This is a genomic window from Janthinobacterium sp. HH106 (assembly GCF_001758725.1).
Lineage (GTDB): Bacteria > Pseudomonadota > Gammaproteobacteria > Burkholderiales > Burkholderiaceae_D > Janthinobacterium.
Map to the genome: position 1 here is coordinate 63,354 of NZ_LRIC01000065.1, position 13,464 is coordinate 76,817.

Here is a 13,464-nt window from a genome sequence, read left to right on the forward strand (position 1 = left end):
GTCTCAGGCGGAACCATCGAATCGTATGTCGTAATGCATGTCGTCACGGTCGCGAGCCGGCAGCTTGCCGGCCAGAAAGGCATCCTGCGCCAGGCAGGCGCCCATGCCCAGGACGCAGGTGCGCACGTCTTCCCGCCGCAGCACCAGGCGTATCTCGAAGCCCACGCCGGGCAAGCCGAACAGCGCCAGCATCTGGCGCAGGGCCAGCGCGCCCGTCCGGCCGGGCAAGAAATCCTCGTAGACACGGCGCTCCAACGGTCCCAGCACCAGGCGCACGCGCAAGTCGGCGCGCCGGCAGCGCTCGCCCAGCATGGCGCCGTGCCCCAGCCGGGCGTGCGCGGTGGCCAGCAGGGTGCGCTCCTGCGGCGCGCGCCGGAACCAGGTACCCACAAAACGTTGCATGCGCACGGGCACGCCAAAATACTCGGCCAGCACCGCCTGCATCACATCGGCCGCCACGGGCCGATGCCGCAGCAAGGCCGCGTAATGGGCCAGCACATGCGCAGGCAAGCCATCCGCCTGCCGTGCCACCTCGGCAGGCCAGGCACCGGCCAGGGCCAGTTGCAGGGGCAGGAAATCGCCGCCGTCGGCGTCCATCTGGCATTCGATGCGGTAACGTGCCCAGGCCTGGTAAAACAGGGCCAGCGCGCGCTGCGACAGCGTATCGAGCCAGTCACGGGGACCGCCATCGCCCGTTTGCCGTTCGTGGCGGGCGAACGTTTCCGTGTAATGCAGCGGCAAGCTGCCATGCACGCCCAAAAAACCCAGCATTGCCGCTCGCACATGCACCTGCATATCGCCGTCCGCCTTCGGCTCCAGCCACAGCTGTTCGATTTCTCCCGGCGCAAACGACAGCGATGCGCTGCCATGCAGGCGCAGGCAATCATCAAACACCTGCTCCTGCGAGATACCCTGCTGCATCAGCCAGGCAGACAGCAGCCGCACCGCCTGAAAGAAAGTGGTGCCGGACGGGTCGGCCAGCAGGCGCGCGACTACACCAGCGCCTGGTTTCCATTGCGGGGCAGGCAGCACAGCAACTCCTTTCCAGTCTTCTGCGACAAGACGATCAGGCGGGTAAACGAGCCCAGGTGCACGTACAGTCCGAGAAAACGTTCGATCACCTGGGCAAACGCATGCAAGCCGCTGCCGACAAAGGCTTCCTCATCGACGGATAGCAGGACGTCAATGCCGAACACCAGGCTGCCGCCCGCCTCGTCGTGCAGCCAGGTACTGGCGGCGCGCTGGCGCAGTCCGGTCAAGCCCGCGATCTGGCGCGCGGCGCTGGCCGAACCGGGCAAGTTGTACAACTCGAGTATTTGCTTGAAGAGCGGCAAACCCTGCTCGCTCAGCGACTGATGATTCAGGGACAGTTGCGCGATCAGCCGCCAGTGCGACGCCACTCCCGCAGGGAAGCGGCCTGCAGCGCTGGGCTTGCGCAGCAGGCGCACCGGCAAGGCGCTGGCCATGCCGTCATGGCGCAAATCGCCAGCGGCATTGCCGAACACCAGGCGGCTGGGCAAATCGCGGTTGCTGCAGGTGAGCATGATGGACACCGTTTGCGTCGCGTCGTGCAGCGGCTGCATGGCGCCATCGACAAAGGCGATGCGCATGTCATAGCCGGGATTGCTCAGCGCCATGTCTTCGTCGCGCCGCGTCACCCAGTAGCGCCCCTGACGGCCGCCCGCCTCGCCGTGGCGCATCGAATAGAACGGGTGAAACGTGTCCAGCGTGGCACCCTGCGGCGTTTCACCGAGCACCTGCACACTGTCGACGCTGTGGATATCGTAGCAATGCGCCTGCCTGACCGATGGCAGCAGCACATGCTCAGCGCTCGTGTGCGTCAGGCGGATGGGATTGGCCGCCTGGCGGAACAGGTTGACGACGGGCGTGCATCCCAACACCAGATGCCTTGCCGACAGCGGCCGCAGGATGCGCGCGATATCCGTATCGACCTGCACCTCGGCCAGCAGCAGATGCACGGTGCAACGCCGGCACGCCGGAGGCAACAGGGGACGCATCGCGGCCATATCCAGGTCGACGAAATTGAATTTATCCGGGAAGGCAAACCATTCGCCCAGCAGGCGGTAAGCGGGATGCGATGCGGCCGGGGCCGGTATCAAGGCGTCTTCGGCGGAAAAACCGACCGGATGCAAGGGCACCGCGTCCAGCGCATGCCAGGCGCCATCGACTTCCACACAGGCGCGCCGGGTGCGCAGGAACAGGCTGTCGCGCAAGGTGGCGCAAAACGCAGGCTCGCCGTCGAGGAACAGACGCAGCATCGACAGCGGCAGCCCATCCAGCGTGGCTGTGGCGCCCGTCGCTTCGAGCGTGATGCTGATCGCCGCCCCCAAATCCGGCGTCAGGCGCAATGCGGGCGGCGCCGACACGATGGACTGAAAGCGCACGTCGGACAGGCGCAGCGGCGCCACGGCGACATCGTAGACAGTGGTGAACTTGCAGGTGACTCCCTGATGCTCGGCAGCATGCATGACTGTGCCGTGCGGGATCATGGCCGGCTCGGTCACCGTCGCAAGGTCGTTATCGATGCGGGCAATGGCGCAGGCAGGAAACGGGCGCAAATAATGGGGGAAATTCACTTCCAGCAAGGTTTCGCTGAAGGTGCCGAAACCATCAGCCAGCCGTTTGGCCGTACGTGCGTTGAACATGGCAAACGCCTGCAGCATGCGCGCCAGGTGCGGGTCGCCCGTGTCTCCGCCCTGGATGCCCAGCGCCCCCGCGATGGCCGGATAGCGCCGGGCAAACGCCTCGTTGTGCGCATGCAAGGTGCCCAGCTCGTGCTCGTAAAATTGCAACAACTCATCCATGCCAGCTCCCAACGCCTGACCCGCATATGTAGGTACAGCCCCATCAGCATTATTGAGGAAGCGGGGAAAAGGAAAATTGAGTTTGAACAAGATTGCAAGCATGAATCGGCAAGCAATGCCTTGCCCACGGCAGCAACTTTTGTTCACTCCTTGTCAATACCAATTGACTTATTCGAAACAATCGTTTTAAATCAGGAAGTTACTCAAAATCAATCATTTTGCGCACAAAGCCATCGCAATTCCCTTCCCGATGCCTGCTGCGCACCTTGATGCACTCTGAAGCCAAGGTATATGGAACTGCTCGACTCCCTGCGTCAGACCCCGTCGCAAGACGACACGATCAGCGGTCACTACGAAGTGCGCCGCTTGCTGGGTGAAGGCGGTTTCGGCCATGTATTCGAAGCGTGGGATTCCAAGCTGTGCCGTAGCGTGGCGCTGAAGCGCCTGAAACCGCAAGCCGATGTGCTGCATCCCGAAAAACTCATCAATGAAGCGCGCCTGGCCGCCTCGCTCAGGCATGCAGCCTTCGTACGCATTTTCGCCATCGAAGGCCAGGGCACGAGCCAGTCCATCGTCATGGAACTGGTCGAAGGCCAGACCCTGGGGCAATTCATGCACAGCGGCAAGGCTGACCTGCAGTCTGCGCTCGACATCGCCTACCAGATCGCCGACGCCATGGACGAGGCGCATGCGATGGACTTGGTCCATGGCGACCTGAAACCATCGAACCTGATGCTGGAAGCAAACGGCAGGGTGCGCATCCTCGACTTCGGCCTGGCGCGCCACATCGACCCGCAAGCCACACAAACGACCACCCTGTGCGACCTGCAGGGCACGATCGCCTACATGGCGCCCGAGCGCCTGATGGGCCGCCTGCCCGACACGCGCGGCGACGTGTATGCCTTGGGCGCCATGCTGTACGAAATGCTGGCCGGCCAGCGCCACTTCGCACACCTGAACGGCCTGGCCCTGGCCGCCGCCCACATGCAGGCAACAGAACCGTGGCCCGACCTGCCGGACTCCGTCCCGCCCGCCATCAACGCCCTCGTGCGCGCGATGACGGCGCACGATCCGGCCGAACGGCCACGCACCATGCGCGATGTGCGCGAGGCGATAGGGGGGGGGCACAGGGAGACGACAACATTGGCAACACCTGTCGTGGCGACGCCACCGCCAGTAGATGTGGCGCCCGCAGTCTCTATCCGCTTGCCCATTCCACGCAAGCGCACATTACAAATCACTGCAGGGATTGCGCTGCTGGCTTTGGCTGCATGGCAAATGCCAATCATTTCTTCCACAGTGAAGTCATTCATCACAGCCAAAGAAGCGCCCGCACCTTTTTCGGAAATCGCCAGCATGGCAGCCGGTATGGAAGCTCTGCGGGTTTTCGACCGCGAGACCAGCCAGACGCAAGCGATCGAACATTTCAACACGGTACTCAAGCATAGTCCGCACAATGCGGCCGCAGCGGCAGGTCTCTCCCTCGCCTACAGCCTGCGCTATATTGGCGATGGCCGCGATGATACCTGGCTCCAGCGCGCCGATGCCAGTGCCCAGCAGGCCCTGATGTCCGACAATCAAGTGGCACTGGCCCATGTCGCCCATGCTTGGGTTCTGGATCTTCAAGGCAAGCAGGATGCGGCAATGCAGGCAACGGCGATTGCGCTCAATCTCGATCCACATAATATGCTGGGACTTGCAGGCAAAGCGCGCCTGTTGATACAGGCAAGTAAATTTGACTTGGCTCAAGTGACGCTGGACAAGGCCATCGAAATTTATCCACGCGAACGCCTTTTCCCTTTGCTCTTAGGCATGATGCGTTATCGTCAAACAGATTATGCAATGGCAGAGCAAGCCTTCCGCACCAGCATAAAACTGGACCCGCAATCGTCAAACGCCTACGCCTATCTGAATGCGGTTCTCCTACGCCAGAATCGCAATGATGAGGCACTTCAAGTACTTCAACAAGGCTTGCAACTACAACCGCATTGGGAGCTATACAGCAACCTTGGTACAAGCCTCTTTGCGAAAGGCGACTATTTAGGAGCAGTGCAGGCTTTTGAAAATGCAGTCTCATCCAATAAGGGTGGCCCTGGCATTTATATGCTTTGGGCTAACCTTGCCGATGCACAACGTTGGATCCCTGCACAAGCCGCCGCCTCCAAAAAATCTTATCAACGCGCAGTCACATTGCTCAAGCCGATATTGGCGCGCCAGCCTGACAATGCCACCTTTAACTCCCGTATGGCGCTGTACTCAGCCTATCTGGGAGAAAAAAAATATGCCATGGAACGGATGCGGCAAGCTATTTCAATTGCACCTGACAGCGCTGATGTCCTTTTCAGAGCAGCCTTGACCCATGAGTTACTTGGCAATCGTACAGAAGCGATTCAGGCAGTGCTACATGCCTCCAAACTCGGCTACCCCATCAACCTGATCGATTCGGCCCCCGATCTGTTGAACCTGCGGCGAGATGCCCGCTACCAGCAATTTCTTATCAACATGGAAAGAGATAGTAAAAAATGACACTTGTAAGCCCTTGGATGAAGCTATCCGTACACTTCGATGCAGATCAAATCACCAACCAATTGGATTACAGCTTCACCTCGTGCGATGGAACGGCAGACCCCCGCCACGGTCCCTACATGGGCGGCGTACACTTCCAGAAAGGCCAGCACGTTTACCTCGACGTTACCTGCTGTGGCTCCAAGGAAAGCGGCTTCACCTCGTTCCAGATCGTCGACTGCTGCATCATCACCGTACCGCAATTGACGCAAATCGGTCCGAAAGTACCGACCGTGTACTCGCCGCCATCCCCATTCTTGCAAGCCGTGGGCGCCACCTATCATTTACCACTGGACTTCGAAATTCAGCAACTGCTGGGCGAACCGGAACTGCCGCCCCTGCACCGCATCCGCCAGGAGTGGAAACACAATCTGGACGTAGGCTATGCTGCCGGTCGCTGGGAATTGTCCTTCGTCATGACCGTGCGCATTATGCGCGGCGAAGACGTTCAACCGGAACTGCGCGTATTTTCTTTCGACCCGGAAAGTTCGGTCGGCGGTACCGTCGCTCTTTAAGGTCTGGCACCACTGGCTGAAACAGAAACGCATTACTGGAACAGGGCGCGAGCCCTTACGCGCCACTACCCTGTAAAACGCGAATGACGCCAGGCTTTATGTCAGCACACAAGCTAGTGTGCTGACCGTCAGTAGTAGACGCGTTGTTGGCTGGAGATATTCCTTCCTCGCAGGTATCTACTCCGCCTCGGCCGACTTTGAAAAATGGACGTGTCCCGCGACCTTCGCCAGTTCCAGTGCCAAATTTCAGTAATATGGATGGTGACATAACCATTCTGACGCCACTCACTTCCTTGTCCTGACCGCATCGAAATAAAAGCCGTTCCAATAGACCAGGATGCGGCCCGGCTCCTTCAAAAAGAGGTGGGTGCAGCAGACGTCGATCGCCGTGACCGGGTCGGGCAACCCCATGTTTGCCGAGCTCACATGCCCCTGCTCTCGAAACGAGCGCGCCAAGTCGTTGATGCTTCGCTCGTAGGTCGGCGATGCACACGCCGCTCCATTAAACACGAACTTGTCCTTGGTGACCGCGACGGTTTTGCCGATCAACGCGCGCGCCTGCCGGTCCGACATCGAGGCGATGTCGGCGGCGTCGATCACCTTCGTCAACCGCTACTGGCCAAGGATGTCCGCGTTGAGCTCGGCTCCGGCGCGCACGCCAGGAACTGGCTCGGCATCCACAGCCGCCGTTATGACGGATGCCCACGCCAGCCCCACGAGGAAGAGCGCGAGACCACCTGCAATTTGCGGATCCTTCCAGGAACGGCGCTCATCGACATGACTCTTCCTTTCGTGATGTGGTCCTGATGCTCTGTGGCCTTATGCTGCGTGCCTTTGGTGCTGTGGCCAGGTGCTGAGCCTGAGCTGGCGGGCTACTTCGCCGCGTCGCGGAAAGGTGCGCGTTGCTGGTATGGCCGGTGAGAAAAGTCTATCCAATCGATTAGGTGTAGGGACGTATGACGCGCAGCGTGGCGTTTCCCCTCATGCGGCACCATAGCGATGCAGATGGCAATGCTAGATCAAATCCATACCTCGCCTGCTCTCGGTCTTGTTTTTCGCGCGGCAGTTGCGCCAGATTGCCACCGGCCATCGTGTAAAAATAGTCCAGAACCTGATTTGGGTCTTCGAGCTTCAGCATAGTGTGATGCCGATGCTCGGGCAGGACGATGGCCACGGCATGCGGCCCGCCTGTCCACAGGCTACGCTCCATTGCGCCCCTTTGCAGTAGCCTGCGGAACAGATTCCATTCGTAGATTGCGACACCATCGATCTGATAAGCGCTGAAAGACGGCAGCGTGTGCACAACGACATAATGCGAGTTCGCGAGAATATGCTGGTCGGTCAGCCTGATATCGCCCAGTGCGCCCTTAATCTTTGCAAGCACGTCCTTTTCCGTAAGTCGTTGGCGCAAGGCGACCAGTCGCTTCACGCCTTTCGTCAGCGGCCAATTCTTGCCGCCCCAATAATTCAATTCATCGCCCAGATCAGCCGTACGGCTATTGCGCTTCCACTTCGCCTGGATGAAAAATATCTGCCGCCGCGCCACCTCGAAAATGATCAGGTCGCAGTCGTACATCTTGCCTTTGCCATTTTCGCTCCGCTTGAATCCGGCCCGCACCACATAATCCGCTGGAGAAACGCGTCGCGTGATGTATTCCGTAATTTCCTTTTCAAATTTTTCGCCGAGGTCACGGGCCTGCTCCCCGCTCAAGGCGGCGGATTTGCAGCAATGGACCGCGTGTCCGAGCCCCGTTTTTCCCAGGCTCAGGCAGCCGCCAGCGTGCACGTAAATGCCGCGATTAGATGGAATAGCAGCGGCGCGATCAGCCAGCACGAGGTTCAGCAGGTCTCGATCAAGTTCAAGTCGCTCACATAGAGCATCGTTCGGTATGACGCCCGCTTCGTCGGCGAGTCGGACAATTTCAAGCAGCGCGAACCAACGACACAGTTCGCGCGCGCCGCTGATCAGTTCCGACGAGGAGGCATCGCGTGCCATATACGTGCCGATAGAGAAGAAACTGTCCAGAAAAGCGTCTTCCAGCGTGTCGAGCAGCTCGGGCCGCAACAGTGTCAGGATGCTGGCGGTGCGGGTCAGGTCGCCATGACGCAGGTGGGTAATAACGTCACGCAGCACCAGCGTCAACGACAGTTGAGACTGCGCCTCCATGGTCGTTGTGATCGTCCGGTTGTACAAGATTTCTCCACCGTGCGGCGTGAAGGAAAACGTCACCAGTTGGCGCGTTACCTGCGCTTCCAATATCCCCATCAGCGTCAGGAAGACCACTTCGTGGAAGCTGAATGCACGCACGGCAACCCGGCTGCTGTCAGCGTCGAGCTTGAACCGCTGGTTTGGCTGCTCGCTGCGCTGATGAACGAAGTCGGCGTGATCGCGGACGAGTTCCTCCAGCAGTTCGACCTGTCGGGCGAGCACCAGTTCCGGAACCAGCGGAAGTTGGTCAGGTCCCAACTGCGCGACCTGCTGAAAGACGCGCTCAGCCTGGTGCACCTGCGACAACAATGTTCCACCTCGCCACGTCGGCATTGAGCTTGCCAGCGCCCGATAAACCTGCGCCAGATGCGGCAACCGCTCAGCCACCCGCGCACAACTTTCGTCGGTAAAGGGCTTTCTAAAAAAACGGGAAAGTGTCTTCCTTTCCGGCTCTTCCAGCATGGCGGCATCGAGATATATCAGCATGGGCAACAGAAAGCGATGGCATCAGGTCGAATAATGATAAACGAGTTTATGATTGTTGCCACCTGTTGCTTTTGAGAGCGGCCCTATGACCAGCGTCTTTCCAGCTGCAATCGCCAGAGCGCAGCATGCCAAGATTGACTGGGCCCACGAATAACGATGGCCACTTTCGCGAAATGGAGAGCGGAGCCTCCCCGTCCCGAAACACTCGCTCGATGGTCTACTTGAAGACTTGCTCTGCAAAGGCGGCCACGGCCAAAGCAAGCACATCGTCTTGCGAAATGGAAATAGAATTTCATTCTACCCAGGCCGCCCCGACCTCCACAAGCGCGGCTTTTTCACATCCGCACGCAATACCCCGCTCCGCCCGCCGAAAGCGGTAAAATGACGGCCTTGAACCCAAGCTCCGCCCCACTGGCGCGGCTTGGCACGCACAACAGCACCACCCACAGCCCGGCAGGCATGCCTTCCCTGCGGCCGGACCAACGACAAAGAACACATGACCACCGTCCCAAAAGAAATCAACGCCGCCGCGGCAAAGAAGAATTCGGCTGAAAAGCTCACGCCCATGATGCAATAGCGTATTTCCTCTATGATCGAGAGACTGCAATTTATAAAAGCTACGCCAAAAGTTGCGCCGATTTCTCTGCGGTGAAATAAAATAGAAAGGCCATCCTCAAGTGGCCTTTCTATTTTCGTTTCCACTTAGCAAGTGACCTAGACCGTACTGGTAGGCTATGTCCTCCTGCCAGCGGAGAAGTACAGGGAGCGGAGGGCAACATAATGACAACCTCATTTCTAGACTCTTGAGTTCGTTTTAAAAAGAAGGCCCGCTTATTCGCGGGGCTTTTACTTTGTAATTGGAGCCAAGAATGCCTAAGTTTATTGCGCAACATGGAGAGGCGGTGCTGGCAAAGGCTACCGCCGAAATAGTCGGCTTAGCAGCCATGGATTTGGTCCAAGCTATGCAGCCGGGCCTGGACGACCAGCGCCGCGCACGTTCAGCGCTATACCTCAACATTGTTGAGAGCTTAAATGCTTGCAATATTCTCATCCGTTCAGGACTCGACGCTCATGCTGCCGTACAAATACGTAGCATGCTTGAGTCGTTTGTGAATATGACTTTGCTGAAAGATCCTGCCCATCTGCAGCAAATGTTGTTCGATAAGGTCGACGGCGACTTGAAACTTTCGATGACGCTATTAGAAGACCCGCACTTGTCTCCTGAATCTATTGAGGAATTACAGACAAGAATTGACCAAGAAGCCCCTGTAAAAAAGCGGTTAAAGGAGCTTGGGTATAAGGGTAAGAACATTGCGCAATCGATCCGCGCAGCAGGCCTTTCGTTTCTCTCCGCGCCCTATGTGACTTTAAACAGCTTCGCACACTGGGACTTGGCAGCGTTATCTGATCGTTACGATACTGACGACGGCCACCTTCAAGTTTTCGGAGAAACGCGTGCTGAGGTAACGTTCGGATTGCTCTGGGTCGCTATCCAAATAATGGTGATGGCTACAGACCTTGTTAAAGACGCTGCACGATTTGAAGAAGATTCCTACAAGCGCCAATTCGACAAGATGAATAACGCTTGGGGAGTCTTCCATTCCGATCTTGACGGAAAATTTGCGAATTAGAAACATATATAATTCGCAATGCGTTGGCTAGCAGTTCGCCCGATGCCCTGGTGAAAACTGTCTCGGGCCTGCCGCCGACATTAAGGTCCGCATCCAGCGGCCATACGCTCGCGATCAGGCCCGTATTCATTTTTTCACACGCGGGGGAAGCGGATCAGCTGCAGCCACGAGGCGTTCTGCTGGATACTGCTGGAACAAATCCTCTTCGCTCACAAGGGAACCATCGAGCCATCCTTGATACTGGTGCGGATCGAGAATCATCACCATCCGTTTTTCATCATCAGGCTTGTGGAAACGCTGCATGAGCGGGTGGCCATCGGCGTTTATCGTCAGCATCGAGAACGATAGCAGCAAGTCTTGCGGCCGGAATTCCCATATCCCGGCGATGGCGGCCGGCATGCCATCGGCGCGCTCGATGCGCCAGCGCACCGGCTTTCCAGTCTCGTAGCAAGGTTCAAAGAAGTTATCGGCAGGGATAATGCAGAACTGTTTGCGCTTCCAGGCATTGCGGAAGGACGGCTTCTGCGCCACCGTTTCCGTGCGGGCGTTGTACGTTTGGCGCGCCAGCTTCATATCGGCCCAATGCGGAACCATCCCGAAACATGCCGGCGCGACTTCCAGCTCACCGGGCACGTCGTGCGAGGCGCGAATGATCGGCGCCATGTAACCGGGCCAGGCTTCCGGCGGCAAGTCAAATTGAGGGGAGCGGACAGCAAAATGCTGTTCGATTTGATCGCTACGGCTGGGGGTATAGTCGGCGCACATGCAATTTATTCTACCTGCCTTCCGGCATTGGCGGCGGCTCCGTCCCGACAAAACACAGCCAGGACTGCGCATAGTCGCAAAATTGCATATCCACTTTGCTGCGCTCAAACCCTGACAACACCATGCGCCCATCCCGATACCAGAGCAAATTCACATCGAAAAGTGTGTCAACGTACTTCCCGCTCTCGCCGTAAGTGAAGCGGGCAAGCTTTACCAAACGGTGTAAGCCCTGGTCTGTCGTTTCAACAACTTCCAACGTTCCGGGCCGTGCCGAGTTGTAGCGATCATGCAGCCGTCGCTTGGGCACCTCTACACCAGCAAGGCGCATCTTTAACATTTTAACAATCATTGTGACACCTGAGTAAAATACTGTATATACATACAGTATATCAAGAGTTCTTGAGGCCGCAATACCCGGCAATGATGCGAGGGCGTGAAGATGAACGATGCGCAGAATACAGACGCCAATACATGGGCCAGAACCGCGCCAGGGAGCGGCGCAGCGCGAAAACAACACCGTTCCCACGTCGCCACACAACCCGCACGAAAAAGCGCTCAAAGTGCGTCAAATTGCGTCAAAACGCACGCCCCCTCTTCGCCCCGCCGCGCCAGTCCTCATGCGCCTTCGGCCATGGCGCACATTTGAGTCAAAAGACCCCTAACTAGCGGGCAGGTGTGGAGGGGGGACAACTGCGCGCGCCGGGCCGAAACGGGCTTTTTTCTTGCTTCTGGTGCAACATCATTCGCTGGGACGTGAAAAAGCCGCCTCGTGGGCGGCTTGTGCGGTGGCTGGGGCGCGCTGGCGCGGCTAGGTTGTCGCGGCCCTGCCCTACCGGCTATCGCGGCGTGGCGCTCATCCTGGGCGGCCGGCGCGGGCCTTTGCCGCCTGCTCCTTCTCGTAGTCGTCGCGGCAATCCACATTGCAGAACAGCAGCGCGGGCGCCAGCGCCTCGTCGCAGAAGTGGCAGCATCCGTGCGCCACCAGGCCAGGCCGGCCACGCACGGCGGCCAGGCCGCGCGCCACCTCGGCGAAGATGATCTTGTCGGTGTTGTCGATGTGGTCACTCATTGCGCTGTCTCCTTGCCCAGGCCCAGGTCATACGGCGCGAACTTCACCACTTCCACGCCCGCCCACTCGTTGATCGCCATGAACTGCGCCTGTAGCGGCACCAGCTCGTTGCGGGCGAAGACGCGCGCGGCCGGCTCGACGGCGCCGAAGCCGCCGGCGTTGTTCGGCAGGATGCCCATCAGCTGGGGCGGTACGCGGTGCGCGGCCAGTTGGTCGTCGCGCGTCACGCTCTTGATGTTGAAAAACTCATCCTTGGCGGCCACGTCCGACACGGGCAAAATCTGGATGCCGTCCTTCTTGCCGTTCGGCGCATACATGAACAGGTTGCGGAAGTTGCCCGGCCCCTTGCTGTCGCGCATGGCCTGGCGCAGGTTGTCCACGTCCTGCGTGTTCGCCGCGGCATCCGTCATGTAGAACACGAAACCGGCGTGTGAGCCGTTCTTGTAATACTTGCGGCGAAACAAGGTGGCCGCCTCATTGAGCCAGGCCGATTGCAGGGCGCTCAGGTACTGCGGCACGCCGTACAGCTCCTGGTTCACGTCCGGCTCCATCAGGTGGAACACGCGGCCCTTGTCGAATTCATGCACGGCCTGGTAGCCGTTCACAAAATAATAGGTCTCCAGATCGACGCCGCGCCGCATGTACTTGGCCAGCGCGTGCTGGTACGCCAGCGCCTTGCCGCTGCGGCTGGGCCGGTCTTCCAGGTAGGCATTGCCGAACGTCAGATAGTCCAGGGCCATGCGCTTGAATCCATCGCGCGACAGGTATTTCGTCGGCATCAAGGTGGACGTCAGCACGTTGGCCTTGAAGTGGATGGCGCTGCTGTGGTGCACGCCGGCATTGAAGGACTTGGCCAGGCCGGCCAGGTTGACGGGCGGCTCATACCAGTGGCCGTTCTTCCAGCATTCGAAGCAGTCGAGAATGTCAGCGTGCTCGAGCACGGGCGTCGGGTCGCCAAAGGAAAACGCCTCGATGCCGGCGGCGGCCGGCGCCGTGGCCGCTGGATGGCGCGCCCTGGGCCTGCCGGCCGCGCAAGTGTCGTGCTTTGCTCAAGAATAAATCTCCATGAAAGAGTGGTGGTTGTCGGTGGTGCCTTCGAATGGCTCGTGATCGAGGGCGTGCATGCAGGCCCACGCCAGATCGGCGTGGCCGGTTTCGTCGCTGCGGCCGGCGACATAGGTCACGTGCCGCCCGCTGGGGGTGAGGGTCTTGTGGATGGCCATGAAGGATTGCGCGATGTCGGTCCAGCCAGCGTCAAATTCCAGCCGGCCCTTGCTGATGATGTTTTTCGCCTTCAAGACCATGCGGGTTTTGACTTCGGGCGAGTAATTCAGGGCCGTGACAGCCGGGAAGAAGCCGCGCACGATGGGCAGCACGCCGATGCCCATGCCGGTCGTCA

The 13,464-nt window shown here is 59.0% G+C and carries 11 protein-coding genes and 1 pseudogene; 3 read left to right on the plus strand and 9 right to left on the minus strand.

The genetic code is table 11. The annotated features are described in order from the left end of the window. Window positions 1-3: 3 nt before the first annotated feature. Window positions 4-1,032, minus strand: a complete 1,029-nt coding sequence (tssG, locus tag JAB8_RS24795) for a type VI secretion system baseplate subunit TssG (protein WP_083287915.1) — start codon at window positions 1,030-1,032, stop codon at window positions 4-6. Further along, window positions 993-2,825, minus strand: a complete 1,833-nt coding sequence (gene tssF, locus JAB8_RS24800) for a type VI secretion system baseplate subunit TssF (RefSeq protein WP_070291856.1) — start codon at window positions 2,823-2,825, stop codon at window positions 993-995. The genes tssG and tssF overlap by 40 nt, the downstream gene beginning before the upstream one ends. Window positions 2,826-3,116: 291 nt before the next feature. Between tssF and JAB8_RS24805 the strand changes: the two genes are divergently transcribed. Together JAB8_RS24805 and JAB8_RS24810 are read left to right on the plus strand one after the other, a co-directional pair. After that, complete coding sequence (locus JAB8_RS24805) at window positions 3,117-5,351, plus strand: serine/threonine-protein kinase (protein ID WP_070291857.1); 2,235 nt, start codon at window positions 3,117-3,119, stop codon at window positions 5,349-5,351. Between the two features lie 17 nt (window positions 5,352-5,368). Continuing rightward, window positions 5,369-5,905 (plus strand): hypothetical protein, encoded by a 537-nt coding sequence (locus JAB8_RS24810; RefSeq protein ID WP_070221418.1) that lies wholly within the window; start codon window positions 5,369-5,371, stop codon window positions 5,903-5,905. A gap of 285 nt (window positions 5,906-6,190) precedes the next feature. Here JAB8_RS24810 and JAB8_RS24815 read toward each other — a convergent pair whose 3' ends face one another. Continuing rightward, window positions 6,191-6,505: a hypothetical protein gene (locus JAB8_RS24815; RefSeq protein ID WP_139143172.1), complete on the minus strand. Its 315-nt coding sequence runs from the start codon at window positions 6,503-6,505 to the stop codon at window positions 6,191-6,193. Between the two features lie 340 nt (window positions 6,506-6,845). Then, the gene (locus JAB8_RS24820) at window positions 6,846-8,600 is read right to left on the minus strand and encodes a hypothetical protein (RefSeq protein ID WP_070291863.1); all 1,755 of its coding nucleotides are present in this window, start codon (window positions 8,598-8,600) and stop codon (window positions 6,846-6,848) included. An 869-nt stretch (window positions 8,601-9,469) separates the two neighbouring features. Between JAB8_RS24820 and JAB8_RS24825 the strand changes: the two genes are divergently transcribed. After that, window positions 9,470-10,231: a DUF5677 domain-containing protein gene (locus JAB8_RS24825; RefSeq protein WP_070291864.1), complete on the plus strand. Its 762-nt coding sequence runs from the start codon at window positions 9,470-9,472 to the stop codon at window positions 10,229-10,231. A 126-nt stretch (window positions 10,232-10,357) separates the two neighbouring features. On the opposite strand, the gene JAB8_RS24830 is transcribed toward JAB8_RS24825, so the two are convergent. The 5 genes and pseudogenes from JAB8_RS24830 to JAB8_RS24850 form a co-directional block, all read right to left on the minus strand. Next, window positions 10,358-10,996 (minus strand): SOS response-associated peptidase family protein, encoded by a 639-nt coding sequence (locus tag JAB8_RS24830; protein ID WP_070291865.1) that lies wholly within the window; start codon window positions 10,994-10,996, stop codon window positions 10,358-10,360. 10 nt (window positions 10,997-11,006) lie between these two features. Next, window positions 11,007-11,345, minus strand: a complete 339-nt coding sequence (locus JAB8_RS24835) for a hypothetical protein (protein WP_139143173.1) — start codon at window positions 11,343-11,345, stop codon at window positions 11,007-11,009. A gap of 504 nt (window positions 11,346-11,849) precedes the next feature. Continuing rightward, window positions 11,850-12,065, minus strand: a complete 216-nt coding sequence (locus tag JAB8_RS24840; protein WP_070291867.1) for a hypothetical protein — start codon at window positions 12,063-12,065, stop codon at window positions 11,850-11,852. Further along, on the minus strand, window positions 12,062-13,006 hold the full coding sequence (locus tag JAB8_RS24845) for a phage portal protein (protein WP_343216117.1): 945 nt from the start codon (window positions 13,004-13,006) through the stop codon (window positions 12,062-12,064). Before JAB8_RS24845 ends, JAB8_RS24840 begins: the two co-directional genes overlap by 4 nt. Before the next feature lie 108 nt (window positions 13,007-13,114). Next, a pseudogene (locus tag JAB8_RS24850) lies at window positions 13,115-13,464 on the minus strand (terminase); the annotation flags it as partial.

Excerpts from the sequence above, each read along its gene's own strand:
- tssF (WP_070291856.1), bottom strand. The coding sequence starts at position 2,825 with ATGGATGAGTTGTTGCAATTTTACGAGCACGAGCTGGGCACCTTGCAT.
- JAB8_RS24805 (WP_070291857.1), top strand. The coding sequence starts at position 3,117 with ATGGAACTGCTCGACTCCCTGCGTCAGACCCCGTCGCAAGACGACACG.
- JAB8_RS24810 (WP_070221418.1), top strand. The coding sequence starts at position 5,369 with ATGAAGCTATCCGTACACTTCGATGCAGATCAAATCACCAACCAATTG.
- JAB8_RS24820 (WP_070291863.1), bottom strand. The coding sequence starts at position 8,600 with ATGCTGATATATCTCGATGCCGCCATGCTGGAAGAGCCGGAAAGGAAG.
- JAB8_RS24825 (WP_070291864.1), top strand. The coding sequence starts at position 9,470 with ATGCCTAAGTTTATTGCGCAACATGGAGAGGCGGTGCTGGCAAAGGCT.
- JAB8_RS24830 (WP_070291865.1), bottom strand. The coding sequence starts at position 10,996 with ATGTGCGCCGACTATACCCCCAGCCGTAGCGATCAAATCGAACAGCAT.
- JAB8_RS24835 (WP_139143173.1), bottom strand. The coding sequence starts at position 11,345 with ATGATTGTTAAAATGTTAAAGATGCGCCTTGCTGGTGTAGAGGTGCCC.
- JAB8_RS24840 (WP_070291867.1), bottom strand. The coding sequence starts at position 12,065 with ATGAGTGACCACATCGACAACACCGACAAGATCATCTTCGCCGAGGTG.